The sequence below is a fragment of the Micromonospora sp. WMMD734 genome, assembly GCF_049178975.1.
Lineage (GTDB): Bacteria > Actinomycetota > Actinomycetes > Mycobacteriales > Micromonosporaceae > Micromonospora > Micromonospora wenchangensis.
The window spans coordinates 5761092-5775037 of record NZ_JBMHMK010000001.1; the positions used below are offsets into that span (position 1 = coordinate 5761092).

Below are 13946 nucleotides of genomic sequence, written 5' to 3' on the forward strand. Positions count from 1 at the left end.
CCGTGGACAGGGGTCCGCCGTCGGCCTTCGGGTGTCGCGGCGGGCCCCTGTCACCGTCGTCGTCCCCACCGCCGACCTGCCGGGTCGACCTGCCCGGGGGTGATCGTCGGGACCGGGTATCCTGGTCCGGTTGTCCGCGTCCGGCCGGGTTCCCCCGGCGCGGGGCGGGCACGACGCACGACCTCCTGCCACGGAAGGACCGTGGCCGCCTAGCCCACAGGAGGTGAGCACGTCTTGCGTCACTACGAAGTCATGGTGATCCTCGATCCCAGTCTCGAGGAGCGCACCGTCGCCCCGTCGCTCGACACGTACCTGAACGTGATCCGGACCGCGGGTGGCTCGGTGGAGAAGACCGACGTGTGGGGCCGCCGGCGCCTCGCGTACGAGATCAACAAGAAGGCCGAGGGCATCTACGCCGTCGTCGACCTTCAGGCGACGCCGGAGGCGGTGGCCGAACTCGACCGCCAGCTGCGGCTGAACGAGTCCGTGCTGCGCACCAAGGTCATCCGACCGGAAATGCGCTAAGCATCCAACCCGGTTCGCCCGGATCAACCTCATCGTGATGTCGGAGGGCTCTGAGAGCCTGTACGGCAGAACGCTGAGTGCGCGAGGAGTTGGTCATGGCAGGAGACACCACCATCACGGTCATCGGCAATCTGACCGATGACCCCGAGCTGCGGTTCACCCCGTCCGGTGCGGCGGTCGCCAAGTTCCGGGTCGCATCGACGCCCCGGTTCATGGACAGGACCACCAACGAATGGAAGGACGGCGAGCCGCTCTTCCTGGCCTGCACCGTGTGGCGGCAGGCGGCGGAGCACGTCGCCGAGTCGCTCCAGCGGGGCGCCCGCGTGATCGTCTCGGGTCGGCTGCGCCAGCGGTCGTACGAGACCCGCGAGGGTGAGAAGCGCACCGTCATCGAGCTTGAGGTCGACGAGATCGGCCCGTCGCTGCGCTACGCCACGGCGAAGGTGCAGAAGATGTCGCGCTCCGGTGGCGGCGGTGGTGGCTTCGGCTCCGGTGGCGGTGGCAACCAGGGCGGCGGCGGAGGCAACTTCGACGACCCCTGGGCCTCTGCTGCCCCGGCCCCCTCCTCCCGCGGTGGTTCGGGCGGCAACTTCGACGAGGAGCCTCCGTTCTAATGGCGCCGAGCGCCCGCGATCGCAAACCAGGAGCACGTGCAATGGCCAAGGCTGCGGCACTTCGCAAGCCGAAGAAGAAGGTGAACCCGCTCGACAAGGACGGGATCACCTATATCGATTACAAGGACACCGCGCTGCTGCGCAAGTTCATCTCCGACCGCGGCAAGATCCGCGCTCGGCGGGTGACCGGGGTCACCTCCCAGCAGCAGCGGCAGATCGCCCGTGCGGTCAAGAACGCCCGTGAGATGGCGCTTCTGCCGTACACCGCCACGGCCCGCTGAGAGGAGGCACCGACATGAAGATCATCCTGACCCAGGAAGTTTCCGGTCTCGGTGCCCCCGGCGACATCGTCGAGGTCAAGAACGGCTACGGCCGTAACTACCTGCTGCCGCAGGGCTTCGCGATCAGCTGGACCAAGGGTGCGGAGAAGCAGGTCACGGTCATCAAGCGGGCCCGCTCGGCCCGGGAGATCCGCGACCTCGGCCACGCCAACGAGGTCAAGGGCCAGCTCGAAGGCCTGAAGGTCAGCCTGAAGGTCCGCGCCGGCGACGGTGGCCGGCTCTTCGGCTCGGTCACCCCGGCCGAGGTCATCGACGCCGTCAAGGCGGCCGGTGGCCCCGTCCTCGACCGTCGTCGGCTGGAGATGCCCGGTCACATCAAGTCGACCGGCTCCTACCCGGTGAAGATCAAGCTGCACCCCGAGGTGTCCGCCACGTTCGACCTCAACGTCGTCCAGGGCTGACCTCAAGCACCAGCAACATCCGTAGTGGCCCGCACCGGCATCCGGTGCGGGCCACTACGCACTTCCCACACTCCACGCCGCGGTGCACCGGGTCCGGCCGGGCCGCGCCCCGACAACCCGTGCGGTCAGCCGATCGGCTGACCGGTGACCGCGCTGATCATCACGGTGGACAGGCCGCCACCGACCACCGCCGCCGCCAGCGCCACCGTCGCCGGCCGCCAGGTCGTCCCGACCCGGCGCAACAGCACCGCCACCACCAGGCTGCTCAGCAACGACAGACCGAACCGGGGACCACCCGCGACCAGCGAACCCAGCGCATGGGCCCGGGGCGGCTCACACCCGCCACCGCTGATGTCCGTGACACAACCGGCCGGCGGCTGACCGTCCAGGGTCAACAGCCACAGGAACACCAAAACCGCCGGCACCAGGTAACAGGCCGCCGTGTAGACCAACGGACGCAGCGGACCACCCGGATCCGGGTCCAGTAGATCGTCCTCCAGGCGACGGTTCCACGAACCGGCACCCACCGCGCCGATCCGCTCCCGCAGCGAGGACGCCGACGCCGCCCGCCCGGCGGCCCGCCCGGACACCGGCTCCGCCCGACGACGGGGGGCCGCCCGGGGGCGCGGCGCGGTGTAACCCACCACCGGCGACCGGGGCGCCGAGGTCGGCGGATCCATCCAGCGGGGATCGTCACCCGCCAGGCGGGTACCCGACCAGAAACCCTCCGGCTGCCCACCCCACGGCCAGCCCTCACCGGTGACCGGCTGCGACGACCGGGGCGGCACCGACCGCTCCCACCGGTCCACCCCACCCGCGTCCCGCCGGTCGGGCCCGACCCGGTCCCACGGGCCCACCTCGTCGCGGTCCGGACGGTCGACCCGGCCCGAATCCCGACCGTCCCACCCGTCACCCTCCGCCGTCACCTGACCCCACCGGCCGACGTCCGTCCGGTCCCACTGGGCGGTGTCGGTGAAGCGGTCCCACTGGCCGGTGCTGTCGCTCTGCCCCCACCGCGACGACCCGCCGAGGCGGTCCCACCGGTCGTCGGTGGGAGGACTCTGCCAACCGTGCACGCCGGAGGCGTCCCACGGGTCCACCGCCGGGCGGTACTCCGGCTCCGCTTCGGCCGACCGGCTCCACGGGTCGGCCGCCGGGCGGCTCGCCGGGTCGGTCAGCGGCCGGGCCCACGACTCGTCGGTGTTGCGTCGCCGACGCCGGGGCGGCTGCTCGGGAACGGCCTCCACAGGCAGGTCGGAATCGTCACCACCGGACCAGATCACCTCGGGACGACGGGACGACGCCCGACGCGGGCGGGCCGTCGGGGCCGCCCCGGACACCGGCTCACCCTCGTCGGCGTCGGCCCGCCGGCTCCCGACGTACCCCTGCTCCTGCTGGGGACGGTCGAAGGTCCACTCCCGGGTGTGGTCGTCGGACCCGGGGCCCGCACCGACCGCCCGTGCCTCCCGGCGTTCGCTCTCCCGCCGCCGGCGGGCCGCCCGCCGACCCACCCCGGCGACCCGCCGGGTGTCGTCCTCGTCGTCGTCCGGGGCGGCGTGCCGACCCCGGCCGTCGGCGTGCGCGATGCCCGACTCGACCGCCCAGCTCGGCAGGTAGGCGTCGACAGGCTCCTGCTGCCCACGCTCGACCGCCCGACGCCGACTCGGCGTACGGTAGCGGTCCGTCGAGGAGTATGAATCCGACGGAACCGGGTCGCCGAGGTCGTCCCACGGGGCGATCGGCTGACGCGCGCGCGGGCTGCCCTCCCCGCGCTCCCAGTCCCGGTAACTCACGGCCGGAGCGTGACCCTTCTCAACCGAAAGTGCAATCCGCTGTCCAGGTGTAGCCGTTTCGCAGAGATAGTACGGGAAGACCGACCCAAGAGCCTTACCGGAAAATATTCGTCCACAGGCTGTGGATAGTGAACCCCCAGGTCGCAGCGCCTACCCTCAGAATTCCCCCACAGTTTTCCACAGGCTGTGCACACGCTGCGCACATGGTTGTCCACGCGCGTCCACAGGTTGTCCCGAGGCTCGTCCACCGCGCCGGTTGAGGGTCTGACCTCGGGGTCCGTATCGTGGGGCACCGACCGGTCGCGCGATGGCCCCCCGATCGACCTGACCGGACGGTGTCACACCGCCGGCGTACCGCCGGGCCGACCGCGACGCTGTGGAGGGGGAACCGTGTCGATCACCGACGACATGCGGGCGGAGCCCCGGGTCGCGGGGCAGTCGTCCGCCCCGCCGCCCCGCGACGGCCAATTCGACAAGACCCCACCCCAGGACGTCGCCGCCGAGCAGTGCGTCCTCGGCGGCATGCTGCTCTCCAAGGACGCGATCGCCGACGTCGTCGAGATCCTCAAGTCCACCGACTTCTACCGGCCCGTCCACGCCACCATCTTCGACGCCATCCTCGACATCTACGGTCGCGGCGAGCCCGCCGACGGCATCACCGTCGCGGCGGCCCTCGCCGACTCCGGCGACCTCGCCCGGGTCGGCGGCGCCCCCTACCTGCACACCTGCATGGCAGCCGTGCCGACGGCGGCGAACGCCTCCTACTACGCCCGGATCGTCGGCGAACGCGCCGTGCTGCGCCGCCTCGTCGAGGCCGGCACCCGGATCGTGCAGCTCGGCTACGGCACCGCCGCCGGCGGCAGCCGCGACGTCGACGACGTCGTCGACCTGGCCCAGCAGGCGGTCTACGAGATCACCGAACGGCGGGTCAGCGAGGACTTCGCGGTGCTCGCCGACATGCTCCAGCCCACCCTGGACGAGATCGAGGCGGTCGGCGCGCAGGGCGGCGTGATGACCGGGGTGCCGACCGGCTTCACCGACCTGGACCGGCTGCTCAACGGCCTGCACCCCGGGCAGCTCATCATCGTGGCCGGCCGCCCCGGCCTCGGTAAGGCACTGGCGCTCGACACGCCGCTGCCCACCCCCGACGGCTGGACCACCATGGGTGAGGTCCGCGTCGGCGACCGGCTGCTCGCCGCGGACGGCACACCGACCACGGTCACCGCCGCCTTCGCCGTCATGCACGGGCGACCCTGCTACGAGGTCGAGTTCTCCGACGGCAGCGTGATCGTCGCCGACGCCGGGCACCTGTGGCGGACCACCACCCGGACCCGGGCCCTCGCCCCGGCGGGCGGCACGCCGACGGGCGCAGCCCCGGACCCTGCCGAGGACGGCGTGTTCACCACGGCGCAGATCGCGGCGACGCTGCGTACCGGGCCGCAGGGACTCCCCCGCCACGCCGTCGCCACCTGCGCCCCCCTGCAACTGCCCGAGCGGGCGGTGCCCATCCCCCCGTACGGCCTGGGCGGCTGGCTCGGCGACGGCCGGGCCGACCCGGGCCACCTCGCCGGGTCCTTCCTGACGACACTGCGGGAGGTCGGTGTCCTCGCGGACAAGCACATCCCCCGCGACTACCTACGTGGTTCCGAGGCGCAACGTCGGGCACTGCTCGCCGGGCTGATGGACACCGCCGGCACCCTCACCCCGACCGGCGAGCACCGGTACACCTCGACGTCGCGGCGGCTCGCCGGCGACGTGCGGGAACTCGTGGTGGGTCTCGGCTACCGCTGCACGTTCACCGAGCGGCCGGCACCGGGTCGGACCGGGACGTCGTACACGGTCGCCTTCGCCACCCCGGACGCCGTCTTCCGGCGGGAGCCCAGGGCATCCGCCGAGGCCGTCCGCCTGCGCACCGACCCGGGTGTCCGGTACGTGGTGGACGTCCGGCCGGTGGCCAGCGTGCCGGTGCGCTGCGTGACCGTCGACAACCCCGACCACCTCTACCTGGCCGGCCGGTCGATGATCCCCACCCACAACAGCACGGCCAGCATGGACTTCGCCCGCAACGCGGCGATCCGGGCCAACCAGGCCGCCGCCATCTTCTCGCTGGAGATGAGCAAGGTCGAGATCGTCATGCGGCTCCTGTCGGCCGAGGCGCGGGTCCCGCTGCACGTGCTGCGCAGCGGTCAGCTCTCCGACGACGACTGGACCAAGCTGGCCCGTTGCATGGGGGAGATCAGCGAGGCGCCGCTGTTCGTGGACGACACCCCGAGCATGAACCTGATGGAGATCCGGGCGAAGGCGCGGCGGCTCAAGCAGAAGCACGACCTCAAGATGATCGTCGTCGACTACCTCCAGCTGATGACCTCACCGAAGCGTACCGAGAGCCGTCAGCAGGAGGTCGCGGACCTGTCCCGTGGCCTGAAGCTGTTGGCCAAGGAGGTCGAGTGCCCGGTGATCGCGGTCAGCCAGCTCAACCGTGGTCCCGAGCAACGTACCGATAAGCGACCACAATTGTCCGATTTGCGCGAATCTGGCTGTCTGACCGCGGAGACCCGACTGATCCGGGCCGACACCAATGCGGAAGTCACCATGGGTGAGCTGCTAGAGGCCGGGACGAGAGAAATCCCGGTCTGGGCGCTGGACGAGAATCTGCGGTACTCGCCCCGGACCATGACGCACGTCTTCCCCAGCGGTCGGCGCAAGGTGTTCCGGCTGACCCTCGCGTCGGGAAAGCAGATCGACGCGACGGCGAACCACCCCTTCCTCACCTTCGCCGGGTGGGTGCCGCTCGGTGAGCTGGCCGTCGGAGCACGGCTGGCCACGCCGAGACACCTGCCCCCGCCGCTGGCGATCCGGCCGTGGGTGGAGGCGGAGGTGGTATTGCTCGCGCACCTGCTCGGTGACGGTTCGTTCGTCAGACGCCAGCCGATCCGGTACGCCAGCAGGGACGAGGAAAACCTGGTGGCCGTGGCCGAGGCCGCGAAGCACTTCGGGATCAGCGCCATACGGGACGAGTACGAGGCCGCCCGGGTCACGACGCTCCGGCTGCCCGCCCCGTACCGACTGGCCCGTGGACGGCGTAATCCGATCGCAGAGTGGCTCGATGGACTGGGGCTCTTTGGGCTGCGTTCGCACGAGAAGTTCATTCCGCAGGCGATCTTCAGCATGCCCAAGGAACAGATCACGCTTTTCCTGCGCCACCTCTGGTCGACCGACGGCTCGGTCCATGTCAACAAGTCGGGTAGGGGCGGGCGTGTCTACTTCTCCTCCACCAGTCGCAGAATGCTTGAGGACATCTCCCGCCTCCTCCTGCGGTACGGCATCACCGCCCGCCTCAAAGTCGTTCCGGTAGCTGACCACCGTCCCCAGTACACCCTCGACATCTCGGGTCGGGACGACCAACTGCGGTTCCTGCGGGAGATCGGGGTGCACGGCGAGCGCGCGGCTGCCTGCGAGGCGCTGCTCACCGTGTTGGAGACGGTCGTGAGCAACACCAACGTCGACACGGTACCGACCGAAGTGTGGAACCAGGTTCGGGATGTCCTGGTAGAGCGGGGCATCAGCCACCGCGAGTTCGCGCAAGCAATAGGCACACAATTCTGCGGCAGCGCGCTGTGGAAGCGCGCACCGAGCCGGTCCCGACTGGCGAAGATCGCCTCGGTGCTCGACGCCGCCGACCTCGAACTGCATGCGACCAACGACATCTTCTGGGACGAGATCACCTCGATCGAGTCGCTCGGCGAGCAGGACGTCTTCGACGCGACGGTACTCGGCACCCACAATTTCGTCGCCAACGGGATCGCCACCCACAACTCGATCGAGCAGGACGCCGACGTCGTCATCCTGTTGCACCGCGACGACTACTACGACAAGGAGTCGCCGCGCGCCGGGGAGGCGGATTTCATTGTTGCCAAGCACAGAAATGGACCCACCGACTCGATCACGGTAGCGGCCCAGCTGCACCTGTCCCGCTTCGTCGACATGGCGATCGTCTGACCCGACGCCGACGCCGAGATCAGCCGAGCAGCGGAAACCAGCCGGCGGCCTCGCCCAGCGCCACCCGGTCCCCGTCGGTCAGCGGCTCCCGACCGGTGGCCTTGCCCAGGTAGGTCAGGTCGTCCCAGTCGGCGGGCCGGACGGTGTCGTCGCTGAGCAGGCCGTCCATGGTGGCGACCGCGACCTCGACGGCCAGCGGACCGGGCGGCGGCGCGGCGGGCAGGTCGGACACCAGGTCGAGGTGGTGCACGACGGCCTCGGTGGTCAACGTGGCCAGGAAGTCGGGCACCCGCAGCACGTGCCCCTGGGTGGTGACGTGGCCCCGCGGGTCGGCGGCACCCGCCGCGCGGACGGCGGCCGGGGCGGTGTCCGCCCAGATCCGGACCACGCCGGTGGGCCGGTCGAAGGCGGCGGCCGAGCGGCGTACCCACCACGCGTGCCGGGCCCCGGCGTCGGGGTCGGCACCCGCCGGGAACGACCGCCAGTAGCTGACATCGTCGGTGTCGGCCGGCCCGTCGACCGGGCTGGCCAGGGTGACCAGCGCCCGCCGGGCGTCGCCGAGCAGGTGGAAGAGCAGGTCGGCGACGAGCCAGCCGCGACACCGGGTGGGGCGTTGCAGGGCGTCGTCGTCGAGGTCGGCGACCACCCGGGTGATGCCGTCGTAGGCCTGCGCCAACGCGGTGTGCTGCCTGACGAACGTCATGCCGTGCAGCGTCGCACGCCCGGCGCGGTCCGGCATCCGGACCCGGAACCCGCCTGCCGGAACCCGGGCGGCCGGCGGCGGTGAAGGGACCGGGCCGGGCGCGGGAGGACCCGGCCCGGCCGTCGACGGAACCGGTCAGCCGAACATCTCGTCGAGGAAACCCTTGTGCTTCTTGCGCTTGTAGTGGCCGTGGTAGCCGTAGTGCTGCTGGTGGCCGTAGCCACCGTGGCCGCCGTACGCGGGCTGCGGCGGGTAACCCGGCGGGGGCGGAGGCGGCGGCACGGCACCGTAGCCCGGCTGGTGGCTCGGGACCGGCGGCGGCGGGGGCGGCGGCGGATACCCGCCCGGTGCCTGGACGTGCTGCTGACCGGGGACGGTGCCGGGCTGACCGGGCGCGCCCGCACCGCGCTGCCGGTTCCAGTTCGCCTCGGCCTCGAACAACTTTTCGAGTTCGCCGCGGTCCAGGAAGATTCCCCGGCACTCGCCGCACTGGTCGATGACGACTCCGCTGCGCTCGTACTGGCGCATATCTCCGCGACACTTGGGACAGGTGAGCTCCATCGCTCGACGGTACCCGGTCGGCGCAGCATTTCAGGCGGTGGTGATCAGCGCCGAGGTCACCTCGTCGTCGTCGACCTCGTGGAAGTCGTCGTAGTAGGCGCTGACCGCGGTGAAGTCGACCGGGTGCTGCGGGCAGACCACCTCGTCGGCCTCGGCGGCGAGCATCTCGTACGCCTGTTGTGCGCCCACCGGCACCGCGACCACGACCCGTCGGGCGCCGAGCCGCCGGGCGACCTGTACGGCGGCGCGGGCGGTCGCGCCGGTGGCCAGGCCGTCGTCGACGATCAGGGCGGTACGTCCGGTCAGGTCGAGCGGGGGTCGGCCGTGCCGGTAGCGGGTCTCCCTGCGGTCGAGTTCGGCCTGTTCACGGCGTTGCACCTCGGCGCGGTCGGCGGGGTCGAGCGGGGCGGCGACCTGGTCGTTGAGGACTCGGACCCCGCCGGGGCCGAGCGCGCCGAAGGCGACCTCGGGTGCCCGGGGCAGGCCGAGCTTGCGGACCACCAGCACGTCGAGCGGTGCGCCGAGCCGGTCGGCGACGACCCGGGCCACCGGCACCCCGCCGCGTACCAGGCCCAGCACGACGACGTCGGGCTGACCGGCCAGGGCGGTGAGCCGTTCGGCGAGTCGGCGGCCGGCGTCGGCGCGGTCGCGGTAGCTGCTCATGTCCTCAGGTCTACGCCCTGTGGGCAGGGTGCGTCGGGAACTCGGCGGAACCGGTGCCGGGCGGGTGGTGAGGGCGGGGGCCCAGGACAGCAGGGCGATCGGGTAGAGCAGGTAGCCGAAGCGGGTGGTCGGCATCAGCAGGATCGCGGCGAGCAGGCCGTACCCGCAGATCAGTGCGGTGGCGGCGGCGGTGCGGGGCGGGCGGCGGAGGAGCCGGACGGCGATCGCGGCGCCGACGGCGACGAGCAGGACGGCGGCGACGACCCGGCCGCCGGGCAGGGCGGTGGCGATCAGGTGGCCGGGGAACGGGGACTGGGCGGGGCTGGTGACCTGGCCGTGGCCGAGTGGGAAGCGCAGCACGTTCTCCACCAGCGCGTCCCGGTCGACCAGCAGGGCGGGGAACAGGGCGAGGGCGGGCAGCCCGAGCGCGCCGGCGGCCACCCGCAGCCCGGCCCGTCGGGTCGTCCCCCAGAAGATCAGGACCAGCGCGACCGGCCAGGCGAACAGTTTCAACGCGCCGGCCAGCCCGACCGCCAGCCCGGCCCCGCCGGGCCGCCCGGTGGCGGCGAGTGCCAGCGCCAGCAGGCAGAGCGCGAGGACGGGCAGGTCGTCGCCGCCGGTGGCGAGGGTGAGTGCGCAGATCGGTAGGACGGTGGCGGCCTGTACGCCGCGTAGCACCGCCGCTGCTCCGGCTGTTGCGCCGGTGGTCGGGGCGGGGCGGCGTAGTGCGACCACGGCCCAGGCCAGGGCTGCGGCGGTGGCCAGCGCGAACCAGACGCGGGAGTCGGTCCACCAGGTGTCGGTGGCGGCCCGGGGCAGCCCGAACAACGCCATCCCCGGCTGGTAGGGGGTGTAGCCGAGCAGCCGTTCGTCGGCGGGCAACGCGGCGATGGCGTCCGGCCCGAGGTAGGGGGTGCCGTGTTCGGCGAGCCGGATGCCGGCCTGCTCGACCACCACCACCTCCTCCTGGGCCCGGTCGGTGCGCCCGGCGGCCCGCTGCCCGGCCTGCATGATCAGCGGGAGCAGGGCGGTGCCGGCCCAGGCGAGGCCGGTGACCACTGCGCGGGCGGTGGTGCCGGCCAACCGGGGGTGGTGGCGGAGGAGGAACTGGGCGGCGACCAGGACGGTGGCGGCGAGGTAGCCGACGGCGGCGATGCCACCCCAGGCCCGGTGCGGCGGCAGGGTGGAGGTGGCGGCGGTGACGGCGGCGAAGATCGCCGAGAGCAGGTAGAGGCCGAGGTCGAGGGCGAGTCCACCGGCGGCGGTGTCGACGGCCCGGAGGCGGCGGGCGGCACGGTCGGCGGCGGTCACGCCGGCAAGTGTGGCAGACCCGTCGGGCGGTTCCGGGCGGGCTGGCGGCGGCCGGGGGTGCTGAGTCGGATGACCGCGCCGGTGTCGTGCAGCGGGGTGGCGAGACTGCCGGGGCGGCCGCCGGAGCCCCGTTGCAGCGCGGCGAGGAGCGCGCCGGCCGGCAGCGGGCGGGCGAACAGGTGTCCCTGGCCGGCGGCGCAGCCGAGCGACCACAGGGCCCGGCGCTGCGGTTCGCTTTCCACGCCCTCGGCGACGACGGCCAGGTCGAGGCTGCGGCCGAGGTCGAGGGTGGAGCGGATGACGGCCGCCGCCTCGGCGGAACTCTCCATCGCGGTGACGAAGCTGCGGTCGATCTTCAGTTCGTGCACGGGGATGCGGGAGAGCAGGGAGAGCGAGGAGTAGCCGGTGCCGAAGTCGTCCAGGGCGAGCCGGATACCGGAGTCGCGGAGCCGGTTGAGCACCCGGTCGACCACGTCGAGTTGGCTGAGGGTGAGGGTTTCGGTCAGCTCCAGGACGAGCCGGTCCGGGGGGAAGTCGTGGGCCTGGAGCCGGGCCAGCACTGCGCCGGGGAACCGGGCGTCGAGCAGGCTGCGGGGCGAGACGTTGACCGAGACGGGCAGGTCGAAGCCGGCGGTCCGCCAGCCGACGGCGGCGACGAGCGCCTGGTCGAGGATGGCCTCGGCGAACGCGGGGAGCATGCCGGAGCGTTCCACCGCCTCGATGAAGCGCAACGGGTCGATCACCCCGTGCCGGGGGTGGTGCCAGCGGGCCAGCGCCTCGGCTCCGGTCACCTCGCCGGTGCCGAGGTCGACGATGGGCTGGAAGTTGACGGTGAACTCGTGGTCGGCGACCGCGCGGGGCAACTCACCGCCGAGGGTGAGCCGGCGCAGGTCGGCGGTGTCCCGGGTGGGGGCGTACGTGGCGATCCGTTGGCCGGCCCGTTTGGCCTGGTACATGGCGACGTCGGCGCGGCGCAGCAGTTCGGGCATGCCGCCGGTGGCCGGGGCCGCCGCGATGCCGCCGCTGGCCTCCACGCTGATCCGCATGCCGTCCACGTCGATCGGTTCGTGCAGGGCGCCGAGCAGGGTCTCGGCCCGGTGGGCGGCGATGGCGGGGGCGGGCAGGTTGCGCATCAGCACGGCGAACTCGTCGCCGCCGAGGCGGGCGACCAGGTCCTCGTCGCGGGCGGCGGCGCGCAGCCGGTCGGCCACCCGCATCAGCACCTGGTCACCGGCGGCGTGGCCGAGGGTGTCGTTGACCTCCTTGAAGTGGTTGAGGTCGATCAGGACGAGGGCGGTCACCCCCTCGGCGTGCCGGGTGCCGAGCTGTTCGGTGCCCCGGTCGAGCAGTTGCCGGCGGTTGGCCAGGCCGGTGAGGGCGTCGTGGCTGGCGGCGTGGGCGTGTTCGGCGGCGACTCGGGCGAGTTCGGCGTACGCCTGGGCGTTGCGGACGGCGGTGCACAGCGCGGAGGCGAAGGTACGCAGGGTGTACTGCTCGCGTTCGTTGAGCCGGACCGGCCCTCGGAAGCGCAGCCGCAGCATGCCGACGTCGACGGTGCGGTCGTGGCCTTCGAGGCGGGCGGGCAGGACGGTGCCCTCGATCTCGCTGGGGGTGCCGGACGGGCCGTCGTAGGTGATCGTGCCGCTCGCGCCGCGGACGGTGCGGCCGGCGTCGCGCAGTTCGATCTCGACCTCGTCGGCGGAGAAGAGTTCGGTGGCCTGGGTGACGGCGGTGGTGAGGACCTTGTCCAGGTCGACCACGTTGAGCGCGTCGGTGGTGCGGGCCAGCCGTTGCCAGGCCTGTTGTTCGGTGCGGGACTTGACCTGGTTGGAGTAGAGCAGGTGCAGGCTGAGCACCAGGGGTGGCACGGCGAGCAGGAGCCGGGGGTCGGCCTGGAGGATGGCCAGGGTGACGGCGATCAGGAAGAAGCGGGCCAGCGCGCTGGTCAGGCGCAGGCCGAGGTCGTCGGCGAAGAGCCGGGGCAGCGGGGTGCCGGTGGCCAGCGCGATGACGGGCAGGGTGAGTAGTTCGTCGAGGACCACGGCGACGACGTAGGCGAGCCCGATCATGCCGATGGCGTTCGGCAGGGCGGTGTCCTGCGGGGACCAGCCGAGGGTGTGCAGGGCGACGCCGCCACCGGCCGCCAGCAGCATGCTCTTGGCGATGCCGAAGGTGGTCTTCAACGGTCCGCGTTTCATGGACAGCAGGGCTATCGCGACGCCGGTCCCGGTGGTCAGGACGACCAGGGGCGCCGGTGCGACGGCCAGCCCGAGGACGATCGCCGTCTCACTCCAGGAGACCGCGTGGACGGTGGCGCGGATGCGGATCTGCCAGTTGATCCGGACGCTGAGTGCGGCCATGAAGGCCAGTGCGACGGAGCGGGTGAGGTCGCCGCCGGTGAGGTCGAGGTGGACCAGTTGGTAGAGGGCGACGACGGCCGCTGCGGTTGCCACCACGCAGACGAGGCCGACGTGCAGCGTCAGCTGCCGCTCGGCCTCCGTCTTGCCTTCGTCCGGTCGCGCCACCGTGTCCTCGACAACCACTCCGTGTCGCTGAGCAGAGGCCAAGGCTACGTGGGGTCACGCCACCACCACAATCGTTCAGAGCCACTCGTGTGCGGACATCGCGTTCGCCCTCCCCTGGTCGTTGTCGCCGACCCTTGCGGTCGGGATCTGACAGGGGACAGCCTAAGGGCGGTTAGGCCGATTTTGGAGGTATAAATGTAACTATGAGCGATAGGTGAGAATTGAGTGCGTCTTGGTGACTTTCCGTTTCCATGGGGAAACGGAGTGCTGAGCGCTCCCGACGGTTCTCGTTAACGCTAGATAATGGTGCAGACGGCGGCTTCGCGACATCGGACGAGAGGGGTCGTTTGCCGTACGTCGAGGTGGCCGGTTGTGCGAGTGCGACAGATCACCCCATTGCGGAACGCAGCGTAGTCGGGTCGGCGCGGTGGTGCCAACGTCGTCGAAGTGGCCCGGTGGCGATTCGCGGTCACGGCGCGACGTAGGGTTTCTCGGGCATGACGATCTCGC

At 71.8% G+C, this 13946-nt stretch carries 10 protein-coding genes and 1 pseudogene; 5 read left to right on the forward strand and 6 right to left on the reverse strand.

Annotated elements, in window-relative coordinates; translation table 11 throughout:
* Positions 1 to 234 precede the first annotated feature (234 nt).
* The 4 genes from rpsF (at position 235) to rplI (ending at position 1881) form a co-directional block, all read left to right on the forward strand.
* Positions 235 to 525: a 30S ribosomal protein S6 gene (gene rpsF, locus ACN267_RS24975; RefSeq protein WP_088643630.1), complete on the forward strand. Its 291-nt coding sequence runs from the start codon at positions 235 to 237 to the stop codon at positions 523 to 525.
* Positions 526 to 602: 77 nt separating this feature from the next.
* A complete protein-coding gene (locus tag ACN267_RS24980; protein WP_204958344.1) occupies positions 603 to 1139 on the forward strand; it encodes a single-stranded DNA-binding protein in 537 nt (178 codons plus the stop codon).
* Between the two features lie 41 nt (positions 1140 to 1180).
* Positions 1181 to 1420, forward strand: a complete 240-nt coding sequence (gene rpsR, locus ACN267_RS24985) for a 30S ribosomal protein S18 (protein WP_007073789.1) — start codon at positions 1181 to 1183, stop codon at positions 1418 to 1420.
* A 14-nt stretch (positions 1421 to 1434) separates the two neighbouring features.
* Positions 1435 to 1881, forward strand: a complete 447-nt coding sequence (rplI, locus tag ACN267_RS24990) for a 50S ribosomal protein L9 (RefSeq protein WP_088643629.1) — start codon at positions 1435 to 1437, stop codon at positions 1879 to 1881.
* Between the two features lie 125 nt (positions 1882 to 2006).
* On the opposite strand, the gene ACN267_RS24995 is transcribed toward rplI, so the two are convergent.
* The gene (locus ACN267_RS24995; protein WP_421489770.1) at positions 2007 to 3674 is read right to left on the reverse strand and encodes a hypothetical protein; all 1668 of its coding nucleotides are present in this window, start codon (positions 3672 to 3674) and stop codon (positions 2007 to 2009) included.
* 408 nt (positions 3675 to 4082) lie between these two features.
* Here ACN267_RS24995 and ACN267_RS25000 point away from each other — a divergent pair, with 408 nt between their 5' ends.
* On the forward strand, positions 4083 to 7673 hold the full coding sequence (locus tag ACN267_RS25000; protein ID WP_421490492.1) for a replicative DNA helicase: 3591 nt from the start codon (positions 4083 to 4085) through the stop codon (positions 7671 to 7673).
* A gap of 19 nt (positions 7674 to 7692) precedes the next feature.
* On the opposite strand, the gene ACN267_RS25005 is transcribed toward ACN267_RS25000, so the two are convergent.
* From ACN267_RS25005 to ACN267_RS25025, 5 genes and pseudogenes are all read right to left on the reverse strand, one after another.
* A complete protein-coding gene (locus ACN267_RS25005) occupies positions 7693 to 8376 on the reverse strand; it encodes a maleylpyruvate isomerase N-terminal domain-containing protein (RefSeq protein ID WP_421489771.1) in 684 nt (227 codons plus the stop codon).
* Positions 8377 to 8511: 135 nt separating this feature from the next.
* Entirely contained in the window at positions 8512 to 8937 is a 426-nt protein-coding gene (locus ACN267_RS25010; RefSeq protein WP_281901661.1) for a zf-TFIIB domain-containing protein, read from the reverse strand.
* A 30-nt stretch (positions 8938 to 8967) separates the two neighbouring features.
* Positions 8968 to 9600 (reverse strand): phosphoribosyltransferase, encoded by a 633-nt coding sequence (locus ACN267_RS25015; RefSeq protein ID WP_204958926.1) that lies wholly within the window; start codon positions 9598 to 9600, stop codon positions 8968 to 8970.
* 27 nt (positions 9601 to 9627) lie between these two features.
* Positions 9628 to 10911: pseudogene (locus ACN267_RS25020) on the reverse strand (glycosyltransferase 87 family protein); the annotation flags it as partial.
* The gene (locus ACN267_RS25025; protein WP_421489772.1) at positions 10908 to 13454 is read right to left on the reverse strand and encodes a putative bifunctional diguanylate cyclase/phosphodiesterase; all 2547 of its coding nucleotides are present in this window, start codon (positions 13452 to 13454) and stop codon (positions 10908 to 10910) included. The pseudogene ACN267_RS25020 and the gene ACN267_RS25025, both read right to left, overlap by 4 nt.
* Positions 13455 to 13946: the final 492 nt, after the last annotated feature.

Bases quoted from the DNA above. Each gene is read 5' to 3' on its own strand.
- rplI (WP_088643629.1), top strand. From the start codon at position 1,435: ATGAAGATCATCCTGACCCAGGAAGTTTCCGGTCTCGGTGCCCCCGGC.
- ACN267_RS25005 (WP_421489771.1), bottom strand. From the start codon at position 8,376: ATGACGTTCGTCAGGCAGCACACCGCGTTGGCGCAGGCCTACGACGGC.
- ACN267_RS25000 (WP_421490492.1), top strand. From the start codon at position 4,083: ATGCGGGCGGAGCCCCGGGTCGCGGGGCAGTCGTCCGCCCCGCCGCCC.
- ACN267_RS25010 (WP_281901661.1), bottom strand. From the start codon at position 8,937: ATGGAGCTCACCTGTCCCAAGTGTCGCGGAGATATGCGCCAGTACGAG.
- rpsR (WP_007073789.1), top strand. From the start codon at position 1,181: ATGGCCAAGGCTGCGGCACTTCGCAAGCCGAAGAAGAAGGTGAACCCG.
- ACN267_RS25015 (WP_204958926.1), bottom strand. From the start codon at position 9,600: ATGAGCAGCTACCGCGACCGCGCCGACGCCGGCCGCCGACTCGCCGAA.